Annotated in this window: 17 protein-coding genes; 6 read left to right on the forward strand and 11 right to left on the reverse strand. The window is 72.8% G+C overall.

The features are described 5' to 3' along the window. Window positions 1-33: 33 nt before the first annotated feature. Window positions 34-1,188: a serine hydrolase domain-containing protein gene (locus tag ACFY7C_RS24180; RefSeq protein ID WP_389654126.1), complete on the forward strand. Its 1,155-nt coding sequence runs from the start codon at window positions 34-36 to the stop codon at window positions 1,186-1,188. 186 nt (window positions 1,189-1,374) lie between these two features. Here ACFY7C_RS24180 and ACFY7C_RS24185 read toward each other — a convergent pair whose 3' ends face one another. Continuing rightward, window positions 1,375-1,998 (reverse strand): YceI family protein, encoded by a 624-nt coding sequence (locus tag ACFY7C_RS24185; RefSeq protein WP_389654128.1) that lies wholly within the window; start codon window positions 1,996-1,998, stop codon window positions 1,375-1,377. A 245-nt stretch (window positions 1,999-2,243) separates the two neighbouring features. Here ACFY7C_RS24185 and ACFY7C_RS24190 point away from each other — a divergent pair, with 245 nt between their 5' ends. From ACFY7C_RS24190 to ACFY7C_RS24210, 5 genes are all read left to right on the forward strand, one after another. Then, window positions 2,244-2,753 carry a hypothetical protein gene (locus tag ACFY7C_RS24190; RefSeq protein ID WP_389654130.1) on the forward strand — a complete coding sequence of 170 codons (510 nt, stop codon included), beginning with the start codon at window positions 2,244-2,246 and terminating at the stop codon, window positions 2,751-2,753. Between the two features lie 127 nt (window positions 2,754-2,880). Further along, window positions 2,881-6,780: an endo-alpha-N-acetylgalactosaminidase family protein gene (locus tag ACFY7C_RS24195; protein WP_389654132.1), complete on the forward strand. Its 3,900-nt coding sequence runs from the start codon at window positions 2,881-2,883 to the stop codon at window positions 6,778-6,780. 137 nt (window positions 6,781-6,917) lie between these two features. Continuing rightward, on the forward strand, window positions 6,918-9,290 hold the full coding sequence (locus ACFY7C_RS24200) for a polysaccharide lyase 8 family protein (protein ID WP_389654134.1): 2,373 nt from the start codon (window positions 6,918-6,920) through the stop codon (window positions 9,288-9,290). A gap of 153 nt (window positions 9,291-9,443) precedes the next feature. Next, complete coding sequence (locus ACFY7C_RS24205; RefSeq protein WP_389654136.1) at window positions 9,444-11,027, forward strand: acyl-CoA carboxylase subunit beta; 1,584 nt, start codon at window positions 9,444-9,446, stop codon at window positions 11,025-11,027. Between the two features lie 15 nt (window positions 11,028-11,042). Further along, window positions 11,043-11,243, forward strand: a complete 201-nt coding sequence (locus ACFY7C_RS24210) for an acyl-CoA carboxylase subunit epsilon (protein WP_389654137.1) — start codon at window positions 11,043-11,045, stop codon at window positions 11,241-11,243. 74 nt (window positions 11,244-11,317) lie between these two features. On the opposite strand, the gene ACFY7C_RS24215 is transcribed toward ACFY7C_RS24210, so the two are convergent. The 10 genes from ACFY7C_RS24215 to ACFY7C_RS24260 all read right to left on the reverse strand — a co-directional run bounded on the left by ACFY7C_RS24215 (window position 11,318) and on the right by ACFY7C_RS24260 (window position 22,183). After that, window positions 11,318-12,826, reverse strand: a complete 1,509-nt coding sequence (locus ACFY7C_RS24215; RefSeq protein ID WP_389654139.1) for a protein kinase — start codon at window positions 12,824-12,826, stop codon at window positions 11,318-11,320. Then, window positions 12,813-13,733 carry a PP2C family serine/threonine-protein phosphatase gene (locus ACFY7C_RS24220; RefSeq protein WP_389654141.1) on the reverse strand — a complete coding sequence of 307 codons (921 nt, stop codon included), beginning with the start codon at window positions 13,731-13,733 and terminating at the stop codon, window positions 12,813-12,815. Before ACFY7C_RS24220 ends, ACFY7C_RS24215 begins: the two co-directional genes overlap by 14 nt. Next, the gene (locus ACFY7C_RS24225; RefSeq protein ID WP_389654143.1) at window positions 13,730-14,518 is read right to left on the reverse strand and encodes a hypothetical protein; all 789 of its coding nucleotides are present in this window, start codon (window positions 14,516-14,518) and stop codon (window positions 13,730-13,732) included. Before ACFY7C_RS24225 ends, ACFY7C_RS24220 begins: the two co-directional genes overlap by 4 nt. Window positions 14,519-14,565: 47 nt before the next feature. Then, window positions 14,566-15,528, reverse strand: a complete 963-nt coding sequence (locus tag ACFY7C_RS24230; protein ID WP_389654145.1) for a hypothetical protein — start codon at window positions 15,526-15,528, stop codon at window positions 14,566-14,568. Beyond that, window positions 15,506-15,982: a hypothetical protein gene (locus ACFY7C_RS24235; protein ID WP_389654147.1), complete on the reverse strand. Its 477-nt coding sequence runs from the start codon at window positions 15,980-15,982 to the stop codon at window positions 15,506-15,508. The genes ACFY7C_RS24230 and ACFY7C_RS24235 overlap by 23 nt, the downstream gene beginning before the upstream one ends. Then, complete coding sequence (locus tag ACFY7C_RS24240; protein ID WP_389654149.1) at window positions 15,972-17,180, reverse strand: serine/threonine-protein kinase; 1,209 nt, start codon at window positions 17,178-17,180, stop codon at window positions 15,972-15,974. The genes ACFY7C_RS24235 and ACFY7C_RS24240 overlap by 11 nt, the downstream gene beginning before the upstream one ends. Window positions 17,181-17,315: 135 nt before the next feature. After that, on the reverse strand, window positions 17,316-17,897 hold the full coding sequence (locus tag ACFY7C_RS24245; RefSeq protein WP_389654151.1) for an ATP/GTP-binding protein: 582 nt from the start codon (window positions 17,895-17,897) through the stop codon (window positions 17,316-17,318). After that, a complete protein-coding gene (locus tag ACFY7C_RS24250; protein ID WP_389654153.1) occupies window positions 17,878-18,441 on the reverse strand; it encodes a DUF742 domain-containing protein in 564 nt (187 codons plus the stop codon). Before ACFY7C_RS24250 ends, ACFY7C_RS24245 begins: the two co-directional genes overlap by 20 nt. A gap of 93 nt (window positions 18,442-18,534) precedes the next feature. Continuing rightward, a complete protein-coding gene (locus tag ACFY7C_RS24255) occupies window positions 18,535-18,948 on the reverse strand; it encodes a roadblock/LC7 domain-containing protein (protein ID WP_128978734.1) in 414 nt (137 codons plus the stop codon). Between the two features lie 10 nt (window positions 18,949-18,958). After that, window positions 18,959-22,183, reverse strand: a complete 3,225-nt coding sequence (locus ACFY7C_RS24260) for a nitrate- and nitrite sensing domain-containing protein (RefSeq protein ID WP_389654155.1) — start codon at window positions 22,181-22,183, stop codon at window positions 18,959-18,961. Between the last annotated feature and the right edge of the window lie 32 nt (window positions 22,184-22,215).

Here is a 22,215-nt window from a genome sequence, read left to right on the forward strand (position 1 = left end):
GGAAGGCAGTTCGCGAGGACGAGGGGGAGTGCGATGAGCGAGGTCCACGGCACGGTGGCGCCCGGATTCGAGTCCGTGCGGGAGGAGTTCGCCGGCGTCGTCGCCGACGAGGCGCGCGACGGCGGCGCCCAGCTCGCGGTCTACCACCGGGGCCGCCAGGTCGTCGACCTGTGGGGCGGCGACGGGGTCGACGGCGACTCGCTGCTCGCCCTCTACTCCTCCGCCAAGGGCGCCACCGCCCTGGTCGTCGCCCTGCTCGTCCAGGAGGGCGCGCTCGACCTCGACCGGGAAGTGGCGTCCTACTGGCCCGAGTTCGCCGCCGAGGGCAAGGGCGCGGTCACCCTGCGCGGCCTGCTCGCCCACCGGGCCGGGGCGATCGGCGTCGAGGGCGGCTTCAGCCTCGACGAGCTCGCCGACGACCGGCTGGTCGCGGCCCGGATCGCCGCCCACCGCCCCTACTGGGAGCCGGACACCGGGCACGGCTACCACGCCCTCGCCTTCGGCGCCCTGGCCGGCGAGGTGGTCCTGCGGGCCACCGGCCGGACGGTCCAGGAGCTCTACGAGGAGCGGATCCGCGCCCCCTACGGGATCGAGTACCACCTCGGCCTCCCCGAGGAGCTGGAGTCCCGCTTCCGCCCGGCCCTGCCGATGCTGCCCACCCCGGCCCAGCAGGCCCTCCAGGAGGCGAACCCGATCGCCCCCGACAGCCTGATGGCCATCGCCTTCTGCCTGCACACCGAGCCGCCCTTCGACGTCCTCGCGTACGGCAACTCCCGCGCCCTGCACGTCGCGGCCCCGCTCTCCGGCGGCGGCGTCGGCAGCGCGCGCGGCCTCGCCCGGATGTACGCGGCGGTCGCGGGCGAGCTCGACGGCCGGCCCCCGCTCCTCAAGCCGGACGTCCTCGCCGAGGTCTCCCGCGTCCACTCCTCCGGCACGGACCTGGTCACCGGCGAGAAGAACGCCTTCAGCCTCGGCTTCGTCCCGCTCGCCACCCGGCACCCCGAGCTCGGCCCGACGGCGATCGGCCACAGCGGCGTCCCCGGCACCCAGTCCTTCGCGGACGCCTCCCGGTCCCTCTCCTACAGCTACGCCCGCCGCCGCTGCGCCTTCGCCGGCGGCCCGGGCGCGCCGGAGAACGAGCGGCTGATCCGGGCGGTGACGGCCGCCGCGGACCGCCAGGAGGCCTGAGCCGCAGGGCCAGGAACGCCGAGCGCCCGCCCTCCGTGACGACGGAGAGGCGGGCGCGCTCGTTTCCCGGTGGATCCCGGTGCTTCCCGGTGGTTCCCGGTGCTTCCCGGTGCTTCCCGGTGGTTCCCGGTGGTTCCCGGTGGTTCCCGGTGGATCCCGGTGCTTCCCGGTGGGGGAAGGGTCCGCTCAGGCGGCGTTCTTGATCGCGGAGATGTCGAAGTTCAGCTTCACCTTGTCGCTGACCATGACGCCGCCGGTCTCCAGGGCCGCGTTCCAGGTCAGGCCCCACTCGGAGCGCAGGATCTCGGCCGAGCCCTCGAAGCCGACGCGCTCGTTGCCGTAGACGTCCGTGGCGACGCCGTTGAACTCCAGGTCGATGGCGAGCGGCTTGGTGACGTCCTTGATGGTGAGGTCGCCGGTGATGCGGTAGGCGTCCCCGCCCAGCTGCTCGGCCCCGGTGGAGCGGAAGGTCATCAGCGGGAAGCGCTCGGCGTCGAAGAAGTCGCCGCTGCGCAGGTGGTTGTCGCGGTCGGCGATGCCGGTGTCGATGGAGGCGATCCTGACGTCGATCACGGCGCTGGAGGCGGCCGGGTCGGCGCCGTTCAGGTCCAGCGTGCCCTCGTGCTCGGCGAAGCTGCCGCGGACGTTGGTGACCATCGCGTGGCGGACGGTGAAGCCGATGCTGCTGTGGGCCGGGTCGATGGTGTACGAGCCGGTCAGGGCGGCCAGGGCCGGGTCCACCGGGAGGGTGGCGACGGCGGAGGCGGTGGCGACGGCGGACTCGTTGTTCTTGCGGCTGAAGAGACCCATGACTGCTCCTTGGGGACGGTGCGCGGGGGAGGCGCTCTGCTGGGCTTCGCTTTGTTGAAGCTTCAACGAGAACGACCATAACCCCATTCCGTTCAACTTTCAACATCTTGGTTCGGGTGAGTCCCCCTGTTCACCCGGAAGGCCCGCAACCGACCCCCGAGGCCCTCTAGCGGACGCGCGTAGACCTGCGCCACCATCTCCCTGCGCGATCCACACGTACGGTCACTCCCAGGAGGAACTGAACTGTGAAGCTCCGCTCCGTCCTCACCGCCCTCGCCCTCGTCCTCGGCGCCCTCTTCGCCCCTGGCTTCGGCGTCCTGTCCACCGCCACCGACGCCCACGCGGTCACCAAGATCAGCCATGCCACCGCCACCTCGATGTTCCGCGAGGTCGGCATCACGTGGTCCTCGTCCGGCGGCTGCTCGGACCGCTACAACTCCACCTGCACGTCCTTCGAGCAGCTCAACCTCGCCACCGCCCAGGGCGCCCAGACCCTCAAGCGCGCCAGCGGCTGCGCCCTCAACATCACGGGCGGCACCGAGACCGGCCACGCGGGCGGCACGTACTCCCACTGGAACGGCTACAAGCTCGACTACAGCAAGTACACCTGCGTCGGGAACTACATCAAGAACACCTTCACCTACATAGGTGTCCGCGGTGACGGCGCCCCGCAGTGGAAGTCCGGCTCCGGCAACATCTACGCCGACGAGGGCAACCACTGGGACGTCACCTACTACAACTGCGGCGGCTGCTGAGCCACTTGGGTCCACCGGGGTCCACCCGGGTCCCACTTGGACTTACCGCAGGGGGTTGTTGGACTGGAGGGGCCGTCGGCGCGCGATCTCGTTGACGGTGGTCCGTCACGCGGGCCAACTAGTGCGCATGTCGCACCCATACCCTCCCTCCGCGGCGCGGCGGCTGCGCACGATCTGTGCGCTGGCCGCCGCTGCCTCCGCCGTGCTCGCCCTGGCCGGCCCGGCCCGCGCCGGCGCCCCGCCCACGGCCACGGCTCCGGCCGCCCCGTCGGCCGCCGCCGAGACGGCCTCCTCCGTCGTCATCGGCTCCGAGCAGCTCTCCGTCGCCGTCGCCGAGGACTTCCCCCGCGTCCTGTCGTACACCGACCGGGCCGGCGGCGCCCGGCTGCTCGGCTCGACCGCGCCCGTCACCCAGGTCGTCCTCAACGGCACCGCCCACACCGTCCGGGCCGCGGCCGCCCCCGTCGTGACCGGCGACTCCGCCGCGTACACCCTCCTCTTCCCCGACCTGCCCGGCGTCGAGATCAACGCGCGGCTGAGCGTCAGCGGCCGGGCCGTCACCTTCCAGGTGACCGCCGTCCGCGACACCGAGGCCTTCCGGGTCGGCACCCTCGACATCCCCGGCCACGACCTGGTCTCGGTCGGCTCCTCCGACCCCGGGGCCGCGACCGCCTTCACCCGGCTCGACCCCGACTCCACCCGGACCGCCGACGTCTTCGCGCAGATCACCGACGCCACCCCGGCCGACAGCGCTCCGGTCGGGGCGAGCTACGCGATCGTGAACACCGGCCGGCTCGCCGCCGCCGTCGAGTCCAACTCCTCCTACGACAAGCCCGCCGGCGCCTCCGCCCGTGACGGCGCCCGCTTCTGGCACCAGGCCCGCAAGACCCCCACCGGCACGGGCACCGAGACCCGCGTCGGCGTCTGGTCCGGCCAGTGGACCTACCGCGGCGCCGGCGCCCCGCGGCCCGAGAGCGGCGAGAACCTCCCCTGGGCCAGGGTCGTCGTGACCCCCGACGCCAACGGCGACGGCCGCACCGACTGGCAGGACGGCGCCGTCGCCTTCCGCACCATCGGCATCAAGGCCCCCGGCAGCGACCAGACCCCGAACCGGGTCGTCGCCCACATCCCGTTCAACTTCGCCTCCAACGCCACCCACCCCTTCCTGCGCACCCTCGACGACGTCAAGCGGGTCTCGCTGGCCACCGACGGACTCGGCCAGTTCGCCCTGCTCAAGGGCTACGGCTCCGAGGGCCACGACTCCGCCCACCCCGACTACGGCGGCAACTACAACAAGCGCGCGGGCGGCCTCGCCGACCTCAACACCCTCCTGAAGGAGGGGAAGAAGTGGGGCGCCGGCTTCGGCGTCCACGTCAACGCCACCGAGGCCTACCCCGAGGCGCGCAACTTCAGCGAGACCCTGGTCGACAAGAGCAGGCCGGGCTGGAACTGGCTCAACCAGAGCTACTACATCGACCAGCGCAGGGACGTGAACAGCGGCGACCTCGCCCGCCGCTTCCAGCAGCTGCGCGACGAGACCGACCCCAACCTGTCGACGCTCTACATCGACGTCTACTACACGCACGGCTGGATCGCCGACAAGACCGTCCAGGCCGTCCAGGCGCAGGGCTGGAACGTCGCCACCGAGTGGTCCGAGAAGTTCGAGCGGGCCTCCCTCTGGTCCCACTGGGCCAACGACCTCGACTACGGCGGCGTCACCAACAAGGGCCTCAACTCCCAGATCATCCGCTTCATCCGCAACGGCGAGAAGGACGTCTGGAACGACCACCCCGTCCTCGGCCAGACCGCCCTCGTCGACTTCGAGGGCTGGACCGGCGAGACCGACCACACCGCCTTCACCGCCAACATCTGGCAGCGCAACCTGCCCGCCAAGTACCTCCAGCAGCACCGGATCACCCGCTGGAACGGCGACGACATCACCTTCACCGGCGGCGTCCGCGGCACCGTCGAGAACGGCCGCCGCACCTTCTACGAGAACGGCCGGAAGGTCCTCGACGGCGACGCCTATCTGCTGCCGTGGGCCGGCGGAGGCAAGCTCTACCACTACAACAAGACCGGCGGCAGGACCAGTTGGGCCGTGCCCGCCGGCACCGGCTCGTACACCGTCTACCAGCTGACCGACAACGGCCGGGTGAAGACCGGCACGGTCACCCCCGTCGGCGGCCGCGTCACCCTCGACGCCACCGCCGGACAGCCCTACGTCCTCCACCCCGGCTCCGCCCCCGCCGCCCCCGAACCCCGCTGGGGCGAGGGCACCCCGGTCCGTGACCCCGGCTTCAACGACGCCCGGCTCACCTCCTGGACGAAGAGCGGCACCGTGGCCCGCGACACCGACGCCCACGGCCGCAACAGCGCGAAGCTCACCGGCTCCGCCACCGCCGCCGTACGCCAGCAGATCACCGGACTGACCCCGGGCAGGCGGTACACCGCCTCCGTCCTCGTCGAGGTCGAGGCCGGGAAGACCCGCCCGACCACCCTCTCCGCCGGCGGCACCTCCGTCACCGTCGCCCGCTCCACCCTCACCGATCGGGTCGCCGCCTCCGACTGGAACGGCACCCGCTTCCAGCGCGCCAAGACCACCTTCACCGCCCCCGCCACCGGCACCACCACCCTGCGGATCGAAGCGGCGAGCGGCTCCACCGCCACCGTCCGCCTCGACGACGTACGGATCGTGGCGAACGACCCGGCGGCGAAGCCCGGGACCACGGTGTACGAGGACTTCGAGGCCGTCGACCAGGGCTGGGGCCCCTTCCTCAAGGGCGACGCCGGCGGCACCACCGACCCGCGCACCCACATCGCCCAGCTGCACGCCCCCTACACCCAGGCCGGCTGGAACGGGAAGGCGATCGACGACGTGATCGACGGCGCCGAGTCCCTCAAGTCCCACGACGAGAACAGCGGTCTGGTCTACCGCACGGCCCCCTGGACCGTCCCCATGAAGGACGGCCACGACTACCGCGTGGAGTTCGACTACCAGTCCAGCCACGCGGGCGCCTACGAGTGGGTCACCGGCTACGACCGTACGAGCGGCCAGGGCGCCCCCGTCGAGACCCGCCGCACCCCGATCGGCCGGCAGGCGACCACCGGCCACTTCTCCCAGACCGTCACCGCCGGCTGCGGCGACACCTGGACCGGGCTGCGCAAGCGCGCCGACGCCCCCGACGGCGCCGACTTCGTCCTCGACCGCTTCACCGTCACCGACCTCGGCCCGGCCGCCGAGCGGGCCGCCTGTGGCACGCTCTCCGTCGCCGCGCCCGAGACCCTGGAGCCCGGCCGGGCGAACACCGTCACCGCGACCTTCGGCAACGACGAGGCCGGCACCGTCTCCGGCGCGCAGGCGACCCTCGCCCTCCCCGAGGGCTGGACCGCCGAGCCGTCCGTGCCGATCGCCCTCGCCGCCGTCGCCGCGGGCGGGACGACCACGGCGACCTGGCGGGTCACCCCGCCGGTGGACGCCGCCCACCGGCCGTACGAGCTGGGCGCCACCGTCACGTACGGGATCGGCGGCCGGCCCCGGACGCTGACCGCGGCCGCCACGGTCCGCACCCTGCCCCCGCCGCCCACCGCCGACGCCTGGGCGAGCGACCTCGACTGGACCTCCGCCGCCAACGGCTGGGGCCCCGCCGAGAAGGACATCTCCAACGGCGGGACCGGCAGCGGCGACGGCGGCCCGCTGCGGATCGGGGGAGTGGCCTACGCCAAGGGTCTGGGCACCCACGCCCCGGCGAAGGTGCGCTACTACCTGGGCGGCCGCTGCACCTCCTTCACCGCCGAGGTCGGCGTGGACGACGTCCAGACCACCCGCGGCAGCGTGCGGTTCAGCGTGCTCGCCGACGGCACGGAGAAGGCGGCGTCACCGGTCCTCAAGGCCGCCGACAGCGCCTGGTCGCTCACCGCCGACGTCACCGGCGCCTCGTACGTCGACCTGGTCGTCGGCGACGGCGGGGACGGCAACGGCAACGACCACGCCGACTGGGGCGACGCCCGCTTCCACTGCGGGACCTGACCCCTCGGCGGCCGAGACGGGCGGGGGCCGGACAGAAAGCGCTTCCGGCCCCCGCGGTCGTGCTCATTGATTGCGTCCGGAACTCGCTGCTACACCAGGCGCCAACCGGTCTACACCACCCTTCCCGGGAGGCTCCCGTGCCCGTCCCCGCCTGGTCCCGCCGCACCTTCCTCGTGACCGCCTCCGCCGCCGCGGCCGTCCTCGCCCTCGACCCCCTCGCCCACGCCGCCGAGGCGGACGAGTTCGAGGCCCTGCGGCGGCGCTGGCTCGACATCCAGCTCGGCTCCGGCTACGACGCCGGGGCCGAGCCCTACGCCTCCCGGCTGGCCGAGACCGGCAGCCTCGCCCGTACCTTCCAGGCCACGATGGCGCCCGCCACCACCTCCCTGTGGCCCGGCCACTCCTTCGACCCGCCCGCCGGCATCACCCAGAGCTACGGCAGGCTGTGGACGATGACCCAGGCGTACGTCCAGGAGGGCACCGGCCTCACCGGCGACCCCGGCCTCCTCGCCGACGTCCTGCGCGGCCTCGACCACCTCGCCGAGCGCATCTACCACCCCGGCACCACCCGCTACGGCAACTGGTGGGAGTGGCAGATCGGCTCCCCGCGCCTGCTCATGGACATCGTCGCCGCCCTCCACCCGCTGCTCGGCGCCGAACGGATCGCCGCCGCCTGCGCGGCCGTCGACCACTTCGTCCCCGACAGCATGCTCGGCACGTACACCGGCACCTCCACCGGAGCCAACCGCGTCGACCTCTGCCGCTCGGTGGCCCTGCGCGGCGTCCTCGGCGCGAACCCCGCCAAGATCGCCCTCGCCCGCGACGCCCTCTCACCCGTCTTCCCGTACGTGACCAAGGGCGACGGCCTCTACGCCGACGGCTCCTTCGTCCAGCACACGTGGGTCGCCTACTCGGGCACCTACGGCCAGGTCATGCTGGACGGACTCGGCCGGCTCTTCAGCCTGCTTGCCGGTTCCACCTGGGAGGTCACCGACCCCCACCGGCAGATCATCCTCGACAGCGTCGAGAAGGCCTACGCGCCGCTCATCCACGACGGCCTGATGATGGACAGCGTCAACGGCCGTGCCATCAGCCGCGGTTACCTGAAGAGCGACGAGCGGCGGATCATGCGCTCCGACCACTTCCACGGCCAGGGCCTCATCGCCGCCATCGCCCTGCTCGCCGGCGGCGCGAGCCCCGCCGAACGGGACCGCTGGCACGCCCGGGTGAAGGGCTGGATCGAGCGCGACACCGTCTCCCCGATCCTGACCGCCCGCCAGTTCGGCGTCGCCGACCTCGCCCGCCTCCACGCGGTCGCCGCCTCGGCCGTCCCCGCCGCCCCCGAACCCACCGGCCACCGCCTCTTCGCCTCGATGGACCGGGCCGTCCACCGCCGCCCCGGCTGGGCCGCCAACATCTCCATGGCCTCCGAGCGGATCTCGTACTACGAGTGCGGCAACGGCGAGAACCCGCGCGGCTGGCACACCGGTGCCGGAATGCTCTACTGGTGGACCAGAGGCCAGGGCGGCCAGTACACCGACTGGTTCTGGCCCACCGTCGACCCCTACCGGCTGCCCGGCACCACCGTCTCCACCAAGCGCCTCGCCGACCGGGCCGGCGGCGAGTGGGGTGCCCCCAAGCCGGCTGTGAAATGGGTCGGCGGCGCCACCGACGGCGAGTTCGCCGCCGTCGGCCAGCACCTCAAGGGCCTCGGCTCCACCCTGGAGGCGCGCAAGTCCTGGTTCTGCGCGGCCGACACCGTCATCTGCCTGGGCGCCGGCATCACCGCCCGGGACGGCGTCCCCGTCGAGACGGTCGTCGACAACCGCTGCCTCGGCGATGGGGGCACCTCCCGGACGGAGTCTGGGGGAGGGACCGCGCGGTTCACCACCGGCACGGGCGTCGGCGGCACCGGCTGGGCGCACCTCGCCGGCCACGGCGGCTGGGTCCTGCCCGGCCCCGGCGGTACGGAGCGGCTGCGCACCCTGCGCGAGGACCGCACCGGCGCCTGGAGCGACATCAACACCACCAGCTCCACCGAGCGCCGCACCCGCCGCTACCAGACCCTCTGGATCGACCACGGCACCGATCCCACGGACGCCTCCTACGCCTACCTCCTGATGCCGGGCGCCTCGCCGGGCACCCTCGCCGCCCGCGCCGCCGACCCCGGCTGGCTGCGGATCCTCGCCAACGGCGCCGACCGGCAGGCCGTCGCCGTCCCGTCCCTCGGTCTGACCGCCGCGAACTTCTGGCAGGCCGGTACGGTGGACCGCCTGACCGTCTCGGCGCCCGCGAGCGTCCTGCTGCGGCGCGGCCGCTCCACGGCGGTCCTGCGGGTGAGCGAGCCGCCCCGCTCCGGACAGCCGCTGGAACTGCGCTGGGACCGCCCGGTGCGGGCCGTGCTCTCCCATGACGCCACGGTGGAGGTGCTCGGCACCGGGGCCTCGCTGCGGCTCCGGATCACGCCCGGTACCGCGGGGGCCACCCACGGTTGCACCCTGCTGGTGTAGCACTTATGTAGAAAACCTACAATCAGCTGGGGTGCCTGGCTGTTGAGTCGGCCTGGTGGGGTGGCGGTTCTGTCCGGCCCCACCAGGATTCGACACGCGAGACTGTACGGAGTCGACGGCGGGTTTTCCCCACCGACTTCGTAGGGTCGGTACATGACCGTTGTGGACCAGATCCCGAGCGAGCCCGCTGACGCCCGTGGCCGTGTGGCCGAGCTGCACGAGCTGCGCGAGCAGGCTCGGCGTGGCCCGAGTGACCGAGCGACCGAGGCCCAGCACGCCAAGGGCAAGCTGACCGCTCGCGAGCGCATCGAGCTGCTCCTCGACCCTGGTTCCTTCCAGGAGGTCGAGCAGCTGCGCCGCCACCGCGCCAGCGGCTTCGGCCTGGAGGCCAGGAAGCCGTACACCGACGGTGTCATCACCGGCTGGGGCACGGTCGAGGGACGCACGGTCTTCGTCTACGCGCACGACTTCCGGATCTTCGGCGGCGCCCTGGGCGAGGCCCACGCCACCAAGATCCACAAGATCATGGACATGGCCATCGCGGCCGGTGCCCCGCTGGTCTCCCTGAACGACGGCGCCGGCGCCCGCATCCAGGAGGGCGTCTCCGCCCTCGCCGGCTACGGCGGCATCTTCCAGCGCAACACCCGCGCCTCGGGCGTCATCCCGCAGATCTCGGTCATGCTCGGCCCGTGCGCCGGCGGCGCGGCCTACAGCCCCGCCCTCACGGACTTCGTCTTCATGGTCCGCGAGACCTCGCAGATGTTCATCACCGGACCGGACGTCGTCAAGGCGGTCACCGGCGAGGAGATCACCCAGAACGGCCTCGGCGGCGCCGACGTGCACGCCGAGACCAGCGGTGTCGCCCACTTCGCGTACGACGACGAGGAGACCTGCATCGCCGAGGTGCGCTACCTCCTGTCGATGCTCCCGCAGAACAACCGCGAGAACCCGCCGACCGCCGCCTCCGGGGACCCGGCCGACCGCCGCTCGGACGTGCTGCTCGACCTCGTGCCCGCCGACGGCAACCGCCCGTACGACATGCACAAGGTCATCGAGGAGCTCGTCGACGACGGCGACTACCTGGAGATCCACGAGCGCTGGGCCCGCAACATCATCTGCGCCCTGGCCCGGCTCGACGGCCAGGTCGTCGGCATCGTGGCGAACCAGCCGCAGACGCTCGCCGGCGTCCTGGACATCGAGGCGTCCGAGAAGGCCGCCCGCTTCGTCCAGATGTGCGACGCCTTCAACATCCCGATCATCACTCTTCTGGACGTACCCGGCTTCCTGCCCGGCGTCGACCAGGAGCACGGTGGAATCATCCGGCACGGCGCGAAGCTGCTGTACGCGTACTGCAACGCGACCGTGCCCCGGATCTCGCTGATCCTGCGCAAGGCGTACGGCGGCGCGTACATCGTCATGGACTCCCAGTCCATCGGCGCCGACCTGACGTACGCCTGGCCCACCAACGAAATCGCGGTGATGGGTGCAGAAGGCGCCGCCAACGTGATCTTCCGCAAGCAGATCGCGGAGGCCGAGGACCCCGAGGCCATGCGGGCCCGCATGGTCAAGGAGTACAAGGCCGAGCTGATGCACCCGTACTACGCCGCCGAGCGCGGTCTCGTCGACGACGTCATCGACCCCGCCGAGACCCGCGAGGTGCTGATCAAGTCCCTCGCGATGCTCCGCACCAAGCACGCCGACCTGCCGTCCCGCAAGCACGGCAACCCGCCTCAGTAAGAGGAGCCCACCCACGTGACCACGCCCGCCACAGCCAGCCTTCTCCGCGTCGAGAAGGGCCACGCCGAGCCCGAGGAGCTGGCCGCCATCACCGCGGTCCTGCTCGCCCGCGCCGCCGCCACCCCCGCCGAGCCGGCCCACCACGGCCGCTCGACGGCCGGATGGCGCCGTCTGGAGCGCGAGAACGGCTTCCGCGCGCCGCACAGCTGGCGCTGACGCCGCCCAGCACGGCGAGAAGGGCCGGACCCCGGTACGAGACCGGGGTCCGGCCCTTCTCCTTGTGAGGGCCGTTACTTCACGAGCCCCTGGATCAGCACGATCAGACCCCAGATGACGGCGACCAGAACACCGCCGGCCAGCGCGAAGACCGTGCAGCCGAGCGCCATCTCGCCGTTGGTGGCGGGCTGCGGGGCGGGCTTTCCGGTGGCCTTGCCGGCGGGCTTCCCGGCCGGTTTCCCGGCTGGTTTCGAGGTGGATGTCGAGGTGGGTTTCGTGGTGGTCTTCCCGCTCGCCTTGGGTGTCGGGGGCGTGGTCGGGGTCGGCTTGGGGGGAGCGGCGGACGAGGCCGAGGCCGAAGCGGAGGCCGAGGACGCCGACGAGGCCGAAGCGGAGGAGGACGCCGAGGCGGAGGTGGACGCGGAGGTGGAGGTGGACGCGGTGGACGCGGAGGTGGAGCCGCCGGGCCGGGAGGCGGACGCCCTCGTCCCGGCCCGGCCGTCCACGAACGGGTCGCTCTGCCCCGCCCTCGTCCGCTCGCACCACGGGCATGCGGACAGATGCCCGCCGTAGTGGTGCTCCGGCACGTTCGCGCAGACGACCACCGAGTTCCGGGCGTCGTCCAGGGCCTGCAGCCACTGGGCCGACGACGGCCGCCGGGCCGGATCGCGCAGCCCCGGCCCGAACGCCTCCCGGGCCAGCCGCAGCACCGCGGGCGGCTGCACCTCGGGCGGCAGCAGCCGGGCCGGCACCCGCACCCGCTCCGGCTGCACCAGGAAGGACGTACCGGCCAGGATGTTGTCCTTGCGGGTGGCCTCGTCGGATCCCTTCAGCGGGGCTCCGTCGAACGGGTGGTTGCCCGCGGTGAGCAGCTGGTAGACGAGGACGGCGAGCGCGAAGTCGTCCGAGTGCCGGGTGGCCTGCTCCCCGCGGTGGCGCTCGGGCGCCGCGTAGTCGTCGGTGAAGACGTCACAGCCGAAGAACTCGCCGGTCATGGTGTCCGTGAAGGCGAAGGAGTCGCAGTCCAGGAGGGTGATGTAGCCGCGCGGGTCGATCACGGCGTTCCGGTCGGACAGGTCGCCCACCACGAACCCGCGGTGGTGCAGCTCCGCCGTCATGTACGCGAGGTTGGACGCGACGCCCAGCAGGAACTTCCAGTGCGCCCGCCCGGCGAAGCGGCGCAGCCGCACCTGCTTCTGGAGCACCCCGTTGATCGGGGTCTGCACCGCGAGGTCCACCAGCGGCATCCCGTATCCGATGGCCCGTCCGCCCGCCTCGATCAGCTGGACCGGCCACACCAGCATCGGCGGCTGGCCCGGGGCGAGCCGTTCGCCGGCGAGCGGGTCGGCCCGCAGCATCGCGGCGAGCCGCCGCAGCTGGGCGTCGTCGGGTGCCCGGTCGTAGATCTTGCCGGCGAGGTCGGAGCGCTCCCTGAGCGCCCAGACGCTGCCCTGCCCGCCGGTGCCGAGCGCCTTGCCGGTGCGGCTGATGCGGGTGCCGTCCCCGAGGGTCAGGTCGACGCCGTCCGCGGGGCCCGAGCCGTCGGTGGAGTCGTCGGTGGAGGAGCCGTCAGTGGTCGTCATGTCGTATCGCCCACAGGAGAGTCTTGTCGTCCCCGGTCACACGGGTGATCTGGTCGGAGGCGAGGAAGTCCGACAGTCGGCGCTCTTCCTCGTCGTGGTCGTAGTCGGACCGGCCGAGCCGGTCGAAGAGGTGGCCGAGGAAGGCGTCGTGGGGCAGCGGCGGCCCGGCGGGAGCCCGCCGGAGCAGTGCCTGGGTCAGCCCGTCGGTGGACAGCAGCACGCCGTCGATCCCGTCGTCGCGGACGCAGTCCACCCGGAGCTGGCCGAGGGCGGTGGGGGAGCCGAGGAAGACGGTCTCGTTCGCGTACTCGCTGCCGGTGTGCGCGCGGGGCAGCAGGTGGTACGAGGCAGAGGCCGCGCCCTCGCGGGCCCCGGCCTCTCGTGGCCCGCCCTCGTACCGGGGTCCGGCCTCGCGGGGTCCGCCCTCTCGTGCCCCGACCCAGCTCGGGACACCCGGGACGCCCGGGCCGCCCACCGGAGCGGCCCGCACGAGGACGAGACCGTCGCCGACCGAGGCCTGGCCCAGCCAGCCGTCGGCGGCCACGACCACGGTCAGGGTGGTCGCGTAAGGCCCCGGCGGCCCCTCGCACCAGCGCAGATAGGCGGTCCGGACCTCGCGGAAGGCCTCCGTCATCCGCTCCCGGCACAGCCGCGCGCCGCCGACCCGGTGCCACGGCGCGGCCACCGGCGCGAACGCCTCCACCGCGAGCCGTACGGCCTCCTGGGCCCCCTCGCCGGACCGGGGCGCGCTGCCCGCGCCGTCCGCCACCGCGAGCACCAGACCGCCGGGGGTCTCCAGCCGGTCCCAGGCGTCCTGGCAGGGCGTGCTGTCTCTCAGGTGCCGGTAGCCCGTGGAGCTGATGCCGTGCACCCGCCACCGGGAGTGCGGCCGGTCCGGCCCCCTCACGCGGGGACCTGCCCGCCGCCGCGCCGGCGCTTCAGCCGCGCGAAGATCTCCTGGAACTCGGCCTCGGCGGCGCCGCCCTGGGTGGCCCGGGCGCTGTGCGACATCGCGGTGAGCAGTTCGGCGAAGGGGAACCCGTCCAGCCAGGCGTGGTAGTGCGGGGCGAGCTCCTTGAGCACCTCCTCCGCGCCGGCGTGCCGCTCGCCCACCCCGACCGCGAAGAGCCGGAACCTCTGCTCCCGCTCCGCCTTGCGCAGCTCCGGCAGCAGCTCGCGGTAGGCGTGCGAGAAGCGGCCCTGCTCGTCGCTCGGGGCGCCGTCGGTGACCACGCAGATCTGCGGCCGGTAGTAGGTCAGCCCCTCGGCGCGCAGCCCCGCCTTGTAGTCGGCGACGACCTCCATGGCCAGGCGCAGGGCCCGGTCCAGGAGCGTCACGCCGTGGGCGCGCAGCACCGGCGGGCGGAACTCGTTGGCGGGGACGAACGGGCTGTGCGGCCACTTCGGGGCGACGGCGCCGAGCGGGGTGGCGCCCTGCCAGACGGTGATCCCCTCGACGCCTCCGAACGTGATCACGGCGACGTCGACGGCGGCGCTCAGCGCCATGTCGTTGGCCAGGCTCTCCGCCCACGAGGTGAGGGCCTCGTTGAGCGCGCCGATGGCGCCGCTCTGGCTCAGGGACGAGGAGGTGTCCAGACAGAGCAGCAGCGGCAGCCGCTGGGCGCTGTCGAACTCGAAGCCCATGTACGGCACGGGGAGCGGGGCTTCGTCAGGACTTGCGGTGGGAAACACGGCTACTCCGTGGAGCGAAGGACGGGGACGGGGTGTCGCGCGGTGGTTCAGTGGAGCGGGCCGGCCAGGAGCAGCGGCGCTTCGGAGGCCGGGGCGATGGTGACGCGGACCAGGTCGCCGGGGCGGGGGTACGCCGAGGCGGGGCCCAGCCAGCGGGCCCGGCACAGGGCGCCCTCCCACTCCACGTACCCGTCGGGGCGCAGCCAGGTCGCGGCGCTGACGACGATCCGCTGACCGGAGCCGAGGGCGAGGGTGTCGCCCTCGGCGGCCGGTTCGGGGTCGGCGGCCGGCGGGGGCGGGGTGGTCGGGGGCGGGGTGGTCGGGTCGTCCGGTGCGGTGGAGGCGGACAGGGCGGGGCGGTGGGCCTCGGGGAGCGCCCGGGAGCCGGGTTCCCGCCGCGGCTCGGCCCCGGCGTGCTCCTGGGCCGGGGCCTCCGCCTGTGGTGGCGTCGGATCCGTCCGGTGGGGGAGGAGGGCGGCGGTCGCGTCGAGCACGTTGTTCAGGAGCGCGCGCGGGCCGGCCATGAGCCGCTCGACGTCGTCCCTGAGCAGCCGGGGCGGCGGCGGTACGGACCGGCCGCTCCGGTACGGGTCAGGAGGAGCCGCACCGGGTCCCGGACTCCCGTACGCCTGACGGGGCTCGGGCTCCCGGCTCCCGTGCTCGTCCGCACCGCGCCGCTCGTCCGCACCGCGCCGCTCGTCCGCACCGCGCCGCTCGTCCGCACCGCGCCGCTCGGGCCGCCGTTCCTCGGACGGCCTGCGTTCCTCGGATCGGCGTTCCTCGGACGGCCTTCGCTCCTCGGACCGGCGTTCCTCGGGCCTGCGTTCGCCCGGTCGGTCGAGGCCGCGCCGGTCCGGCCGTTCGTGGTCGTCGGAGGAACGGCGGGGGCCGGAGAGCCAGGAACCGGTGCTCGCCCACAGGACGACGAGCAGCGTCGCCATGGGCACCACCGCGACCGCCAGCACGAAGGCCGCCGACTCCACGGCGTCACCCCCGCGCGGCGAGGTCATCGTCGCTCCGCAGAACGAATCCGAGGTCATGGCACTCGCGCAGCAGCCGCACCGCCCGGTCGAGCAGCTGGTCCAGCGTCGCGGCGAACCCGGTGACGGACAGATGGGCGACCAGGGGCAGCGCGAGGACCGCGGAGAGCAGCGGTTCGTCGCTGCGGGCGTCCCCGAGGACGGCGGCCGGAGTCACCTCGTGGGCGTTCCACGCGGTGGCGGCCGCGGCGGTCGGGGCCAGCCGGTCCGGCGGGACGAGCGTCCCGTCGGTGACGGCCACCACGAGCGAACCGGCCGCCGGGCTGATGTCCACGGTGAGCCGGGGGCCGGACGGGCCGCCGGCCTTGGTCTCCAGGTACAGCGCGCCGTCCTCGCTGTGGACCTGCTCGCCGCGTCGGCGCGCCCATGCGCGGACCAACGACTCCCAGCCGTCGCGCAGTTCGACCACGGGCTCAACGGGCATGCTGCAGAACCGCCTTCCGGATCAGGGGACGGGAGAGTCCCGACGCGAGCAGTCGCGCCGCGACCGGGCGCAGGGCGCACCCCTCGCCGTCGGCCGGCGGCACCGGCACATGGCAGTGGTGCGGGGGATCGGGCACGGGCACGGTCCGCGCCCGCCGGCTCCCGGCCGGTGTCCTTCCGGACGAACCACCACCCGAGGAGCCGCCATCCGACGAGCCACGACCGGACGAGCCCCCACGGGAGGACGAGCCGTCCGGTGAACCGGCGTGTCCCCGGCCGGAATCGGGGCCGTCGGGACCGGACCCGGGGCCCGCCTCAAGGCCCGCCCCAGGGCCCGGCCCGTGGTCCCGCGCGGCCGGGGCCGGGGAGTGCTCCCGCAGCCCGTCGCGGAGCGCCGCCATGATCTCCTCGGGCGCGGGGCGTTCGGCCGGCGCGGCGGACAGACAGGCGGCGATCACACCCACCAGCGGGCGCGGCACGCCGGTGAGCCGGGGCGGCTCGCCCTGGTGGATCCGCAGGCTCGCGGGCAGCCCGTGGCCGAACGGAGGATGGCCCGTCGCCGCGAACACCAGGACCGCGCCGAGCGCGAACACGTCGACGGCGGGCGTCGGCTCGTCTCCCTGGAGCTGCTCGCGCGGCATGTAACCGTGCGTGCCGAGGGGCGAACCGGGGATCGTCAGCCCGCGCGTCACACCGGCCGACCGGGCGATCCCGAAGTCGATGAGCCGGGGCTCCCCGCCCTCCAGGATGATGTTGGTGGGCTTCAGGTCCCGGTGGATCACCCCGTGGGCGTGCACGTCGGACAGCGCCTCCGCGAGCATCGCGCCCAGCTCCGCGACCCGTCGCCCGGGTAACGGCCCCCGGGCGCGGACATGGGCGTCCAGGGTGGGGCCCTCCACATAGCGGGCGGCGAGCCAGAGCGGCGGCCGCACCGTCTCGGCGGCGTACACCGGCAGCGTGTACGGGCTGCGCACCCCGAGCAGGGCGTCGACCTCGCGGTTGAACCGCACCCGGATGTCGTGGTCGTCGGCCAGGTCCTTGCGGATCACCTTCACCGCGAGCCGCAGTCCGGCGGGCGTACGGCACAGGTAGACCTTGCCCATCCCGCCCCGGCCCAGCGTCTCCTCGATCGTGAAACGCCCGATCCGGCGCACACCGTCCGACGCCTCCGACGTGCCCGACGAGTCCGACCAGCCCATGCCCACCCCCCCGGGTCCGCGTACAACGTACTGGACGCGCCGCGCCCCGGGGGCGGTTTCACCGGCCGAGGGCGACAAGCCGAAGGCCGCGTTCCCGGAAGGGGAACGCGGCCTTCGGACGAACGCCGGGGACAACTACCGCAGGCGGGCCATGAGGGCGTGCTCGACGAGGGTGATGAGCGCGCTCTTGGCGTCCGCGCGGTGGCGGGCGTCGGTGGTGATGATGGGGGTGTCGGGACCGATCTGGAGGGCTTCGCGGACTTCCTCCGGGGCGTACGGCTGGTGGCCGTCGAAGCCGTTCAGTGCGATGACGAAGGGGAGGCCCGAGTTCTCGAAGTAGTCGACGGCGGGGAAGCAGTCGGCGAGGCGTCGGGTGTCGACGAGGACGACGGCGCCGATGGCGCCGCGGACCAGGTCGTCCCACATGAACCAGAAGCGGTCCTGACCGGGCGTACCGAAGAGGTACAGGATCAGGTCCTGGTCCAGGGTGATGCGGCCGAAGTCCATGGCGACAGTCGTCGTCGTCTTGTCGCCCGTGTGGGTGAGGTCGTCGATGCCCGCGGACGCGGACGTCATCACGGCCTCGGTTCGCAGCGGGTTGATCTCCGAGACGGCGCCGACGAATGTGGTCTTGCCCACGCCGAAGCCACCCGCCACCACGATCTTCGCGCTGGTGGTTGAACGGGTCGCGCCGCCGCTAGAGCTTGCGAAGTCCACTGAGCACCCTTTCGAGCAGTGTCACGTCTGGCTGACCGCCGGCGGCCTCGTCGCCGCCGGGCTGGTGGATGGCGACGAGTCCGGCCTCGGCCAGGTCGGCGACGAGAATCCGGGCAACGCCGAGGGGGATGGAGAGAAGTGCCGAGATCTCCGCGACCGACTTGATCTCGAAGCACAGCCGGCAGATCCGCTGGTGCTCGGGCAACTGCCCCTGCAGCCGGGAGGGATCGGCCGTGGTACTGACCAGCGCCTCGATGGCGAGCTGGTAACGCGGCCGGGTCCGGCCGCCGGTCATCGCGTACGGGCGCACGAGCGGGTTGTGCCCGCCCGAGCCGCCCTGACCACCCTGGCGGCGTCCCGGCGCGGCGGACGCGCTGGGGGAACCGGCGGGCGAGGGCTGGCTCTGCGGCTGCTGATAGGGCTGCGACACACCCTGTCTGCTCGGAGCGGAGGGAAAGTTGAAGCGGTTCTGCGCGGTGTCGCCCAGCGGCGCCTGATGCGCGTCGAAACCGTTGTAAGGGCTTCCGCCCGGGGGTGTACCCACGTCTCCTCCTCCGACTGCCTCGCGGCCCCATGTCCCTTGGAACCGCGCCACCGCACCCTACGGTGCGGTGGCGAGAAACGCACTGTCTGTCTGTTAGTTGAGAAGACTTCCCTGCAGTTCCGCCCGCAGGTCGGGGGTCAGGACGCTTCCCGCGCGGTCGACGAGCAGTGCCATCTCGTAGCCCACGAGGCCGATGTCGGACTCGGGGTGGGCGAGCACGGCCAGCGAGGAGCCGTCCGAGATCGACATGATGAAGAGGAAGCCGCGCTCCATCTCCACGACGGTCTGGTTGACCGCGCCGCCCTCGAAGATCCGGGACGCGCCCGCGGTCAGCGAGGTCAGCCCGGACGCGACCGCCGCAAGCTGGTCGGCGCGGTCCCGGGGGAACCCCTCGGACATCGCCAGCAGGAGGCCGTCGGCGGAGACCACCACCGTGTGGGACACCCCGGGGGTGTTGTCCACGAAGTTGGTGATCAACCAGTTCAGATTCTGCGCCGCCTGGCTCATCGCGCTCACACTAACGCTCCTGGTTGTAGGTGTTGCCCGGGCCGAGGCCCGATCCGTTCGTGTCCGTGCCCCCGCTGCGCCCCTGCTGGACACCGCGGCGCAGGTTGCTCAACCTGCCCCGCACGTCCTCCGGTGCGCGGGAGACCTGGGGGCCGCCCTGCGGGGTCTGCTCCGCGGCTCCCTCGACCAGGTTGGCCTTGGGGACCCGTCGCGGAAGACCGGAGGGGGTGACCCCGCCCGCCTTCGGGTCGCGGAGCTTCTCGGCCCGGGACCAGCGCTCGTCGTTGGCAGAGCGCCATTCCCCGGTGCCGTCGGCTTCGTTGCCCGCCGGCGCGGCCTGGGCCGGCGACCCGGACTGCGGTGCCTGCGGGGTCTGCGGCGCCTGCGGGGCGACGCTGCCGCGGCGCGGCAGACCGGCGTCGGTCAGTGCGTGGCCGGCGTCCGGGGCAGGACTCGGCGTGGCACCCGGACGGTCGAAGCCTACGCGGTCACGGCCCTGTTCGGGAGCGGCCTGGGCAGATTCCGATTCGGTCCCGAACTCCTGCGCGTAGCCGTCGCCGTAGCCGGCCTGCTGCTGCCAGTCGCCCTGGTGGGGCTGGGTTTCGTAGCTGTTCTGGTACTCCGTGTGGCCGCTCGCGCCGCCATCGTACGAGGCTTCCGCATATGCCTGGTCGCGGTAACCGTCGGCGGGCTGCTCGTACTCGTAACCCTGCTGCGGGTAGCCGTAGGAGTCCTGCGCCTGCCCGTAGTCCTGGCCGTACTCCTGGCCGTACTCCTGGGTCGGGGCGTACTCGGCGGAGTGCTCCGGCGCGTACTCCCGCTGGTGCTCCTGCGGTACGTACGTCTGCTGCCCGGCGGGGTCCGTCTCGTCCCGGTACAGCGGGCGGTCGTCGCCCTGGTGCATCTGGGCCTCGAGGGCCGCCCGGCGCTCCTCGCGCATCAGGGAGCGGTTCACCGGGTCGAGCTGGCGCTCGTCGCCCGGCTCCTCGTAGCGCGAGTCGTCGAAGCCGAGCTCGGCCGCGGTCCGCATCGGCTGGGCCTGCGGCTCGAAGGCGTTCTGCGCCTGCTGCGGGATCATCTGCGAGACGGTGAAGTCGTCCTGCAGCGGCTGCTCGCCGCCACCGCCGTGCGTGATCGCGTCCGGCAGCATGACCAGCGAGGTGGTGCCGGCCTGCTCGCCCGAGGGGCGCAGCTGGACGCGGATGCCGTGCCGGTCGGCGAGGCGGCCGACCACGAACAGGCCCATGCGCTGCGAGACGGCGGCGTCCACGGTCGGCGGGTTGGCCAGCTTGTGGTTGATGTCCGCGAAGTCCTCGGCCGTCAGGCCGATGCCCTTGTCGTGGATCTCGACCATGACGCGGCCGTCGGGAAGACGGGTCGCGGTGACGCGGACCTTGGTCTGCGGGGAGGAGAACGTGGTGGCGTTCTCAAGGAGCTCGGCGAGCAGGTGCACGAGGTCGGTCACGGCCTGGCCGTGGATCTCGGCGTCCGGGACGCCGGCCAGCTCGATGCGCTCGTACTGCTCCACCTCGGAGGAGGCGGCGCGCATGACGTCGACCAGCGGGACCGGCTGGTCCCAGCGGCGGCCCGGCTCCTCGCCGGCGAGGACCAGGAGGTTCTCGCCGTTGCGGCGCATACGGGTGGCCAGGTGGTCCAGCTTGAAGAGGTTCTCCAGCTGGTCCGGGTCGGCCTCGTTGTTCTCCAGGTCGGTGATGAGGGTCAGCTGGCCCTCGATCAGCGACTGGTTGCGGCGCGAGAGGTTGGTGAAGATCGCGTTGACGTTGCCCCGCAGCATGGCCTGCTCGGCGGCGAGCCGGACGGCCTCGCGGTGCACCTGGTCGAAGGCGCGGGCGACCTCGCCGATCTCGTCCTGGGAGTCGATCGGGATGGGCTGGACGCGGGTGTCGACCCGGCCCGGCTCGGTACGGGAGAGCTGGTCGACCAGCATCGGCAGGCGCTGCTCGGCGATGCCGAAGGCGGCGGTGCGCAGCGCGATCATCGAGCGGCTCATCTGGCGGGCCATCATCCCGGCCAGGATGAAGGCGGTGAGCAGGGCGATCACGACGATGCCACCGATGACCCAGGCGTCGGTCTGGGCGTCCGAGGAGATCTCGGCGGCCTCGGTCACGGCCTTGTCGACGAGCTCGTGCTCGACCTCGGTGTAGCCGTCGAACTTGGCGGTGGCGACGGCCAGCCAGGTCTCGGCGGTGATGCCCTGCTGCTTCAGGCCCGCGATCGCGTCGGCGTCCTTGGCGGAACCGATGGCCTGGGCCACGCCGGCGTAGACGGAGGTGTCCTTGCCGGTGCCCTTGGGCAGCTCGATCCCGAGCGCGGCCATCTTCTTGGAGCCCTCGGCGGCCTTGCCCGCCATGACCTCCTTCAGACGCTCCACGTCGGCCTCGGTGCCACCGGACTGGTACTCGCCGAGGGCGATCTGCTCCAGGTAGTTGTACGAGTTGAACGCAACCGACTGCTGCGCGAAGACGTCGTCCTTCTTGCTGGGGCGGATCAGCAGCTGGGTGCCGATCGACCGCTGGAGGGACTCGGCGGCCTTCGCGAGCTGGATCGCGTAGACCGTGCGGCCGTAGCTGGTGATGTTGCCGGTGCCCAGACCGAGCTCGTTGGAGAACTCCATCAGGTAGTGCTGGACCTCGGTGTACCCGAGCTGGGTGTTCACCGGGTCCAGGGAGCGGGTGTAGGCCACCTTGCGCAGCTCCGTGAGCTTCGGCTCGGCGTTCCGGAAGAGCCCGAGGCGGCGCTCCAGGCCCTGCCCGCTCGGCATGTTCGTGACGGCCTGGTCGAACTTCGTCTTGGCGGCGTCGGTGGCGGCGTACGCCTGGGTGACCTCGTCGCTCTCGCGGTCGTCGGCGTCCTTGGCCTTGAGCAGCGGAGCGGCGGTGAGGTCGCGCTCGTTGAGCAGCGCCTGGCTGTAGTCCGAGGCGGCGCGCACGATGAGCGCCGTCTTCTCGGCGTCCTGGGCCTCCTGCCAGGTGTCGATGGCGGTCTTCACCTGGAAGCCGCCCATGACCAGCCCGACGAGCACGGGTATGAGGAGGATCGCGTTCAGCCTCGTGGGCACGCGCCAGTTGCGCGGGGACAGCTTGCTGGAGCTGCCCTGGCGGCTCGGGGCCGGGGGCGTCACGGGCTCGTCCACGGGTGTGAACCCCGGGCGCGATGGCGGCGTGAAGTTGCCCCGCGTCTGCTGCTCCGCGGAGCTTTCCTTGCTTCGCCTCACTCGACCAACAACCTCTCGGCGTCGGCACCTAC

The sequence above is a fragment of the Streptomyces sp. NPDC012769 genome (genome assembly GCF_042901205.1).
Classification (GTDB): Bacteria; Actinomycetota; Actinomycetes; order Streptomycetales; family Streptomycetaceae; genus Streptomyces.

Excerpts from the sequence above, each read along its gene's own strand:
- ACFY7C_RS24180 (WP_389654126.1), top strand. The coding sequence starts at position 34 with ATGAGCGAGGTCCACGGCACGGTGGCGCCCGGATTCGAGTCCGTGCGG.
- ACFY7C_RS24185 (WP_389654128.1), bottom strand. The coding sequence starts at position 1,998 with ATGGGTCTCTTCAGCCGCAAGAACAACGAGTCCGCCGTCGCCACCGCC.
- ACFY7C_RS24195 (WP_389654132.1), top strand. The coding sequence starts at position 2,881 with ATGTCGCACCCATACCCTCCCTCCGCGGCGCGGCGGCTGCGCACGATC.
- ACFY7C_RS24205 (WP_389654136.1), top strand. The coding sequence starts at position 9,444 with ATGACCGTTGTGGACCAGATCCCGAGCGAGCCCGCTGACGCCCGTGGC.
- ACFY7C_RS24215 (WP_389654139.1), bottom strand. The coding sequence starts at position 12,826 with ATGACGACCACTGACGGCTCCTCCACCGACGACTCCACCGACGGCTCG.
- ACFY7C_RS24230 (WP_389654145.1), bottom strand. The coding sequence starts at position 15,528 with ATGACCTCGCCGCGCGGGGGTGACGCCGTGGAGTCGGCGGCCTTCGTG.
- ACFY7C_RS24235 (WP_389654147.1), bottom strand. The coding sequence starts at position 15,982 with ATGCCCGTTGAGCCCGTGGTCGAACTGCGCGACGGCTGGGAGTCGTTG.
- ACFY7C_RS24240 (WP_389654149.1), bottom strand. The coding sequence starts at position 17,180 with ATGGGCTGGTCGGACTCGTCGGGCACGTCGGAGGCGTCGGACGGTGTG.
- ACFY7C_RS24255 (WP_128978734.1), bottom strand. The coding sequence starts at position 18,948 with ATGAGCCAGGCGGCGCAGAATCTGAACTGGTTGATCACCAACTTCGTG.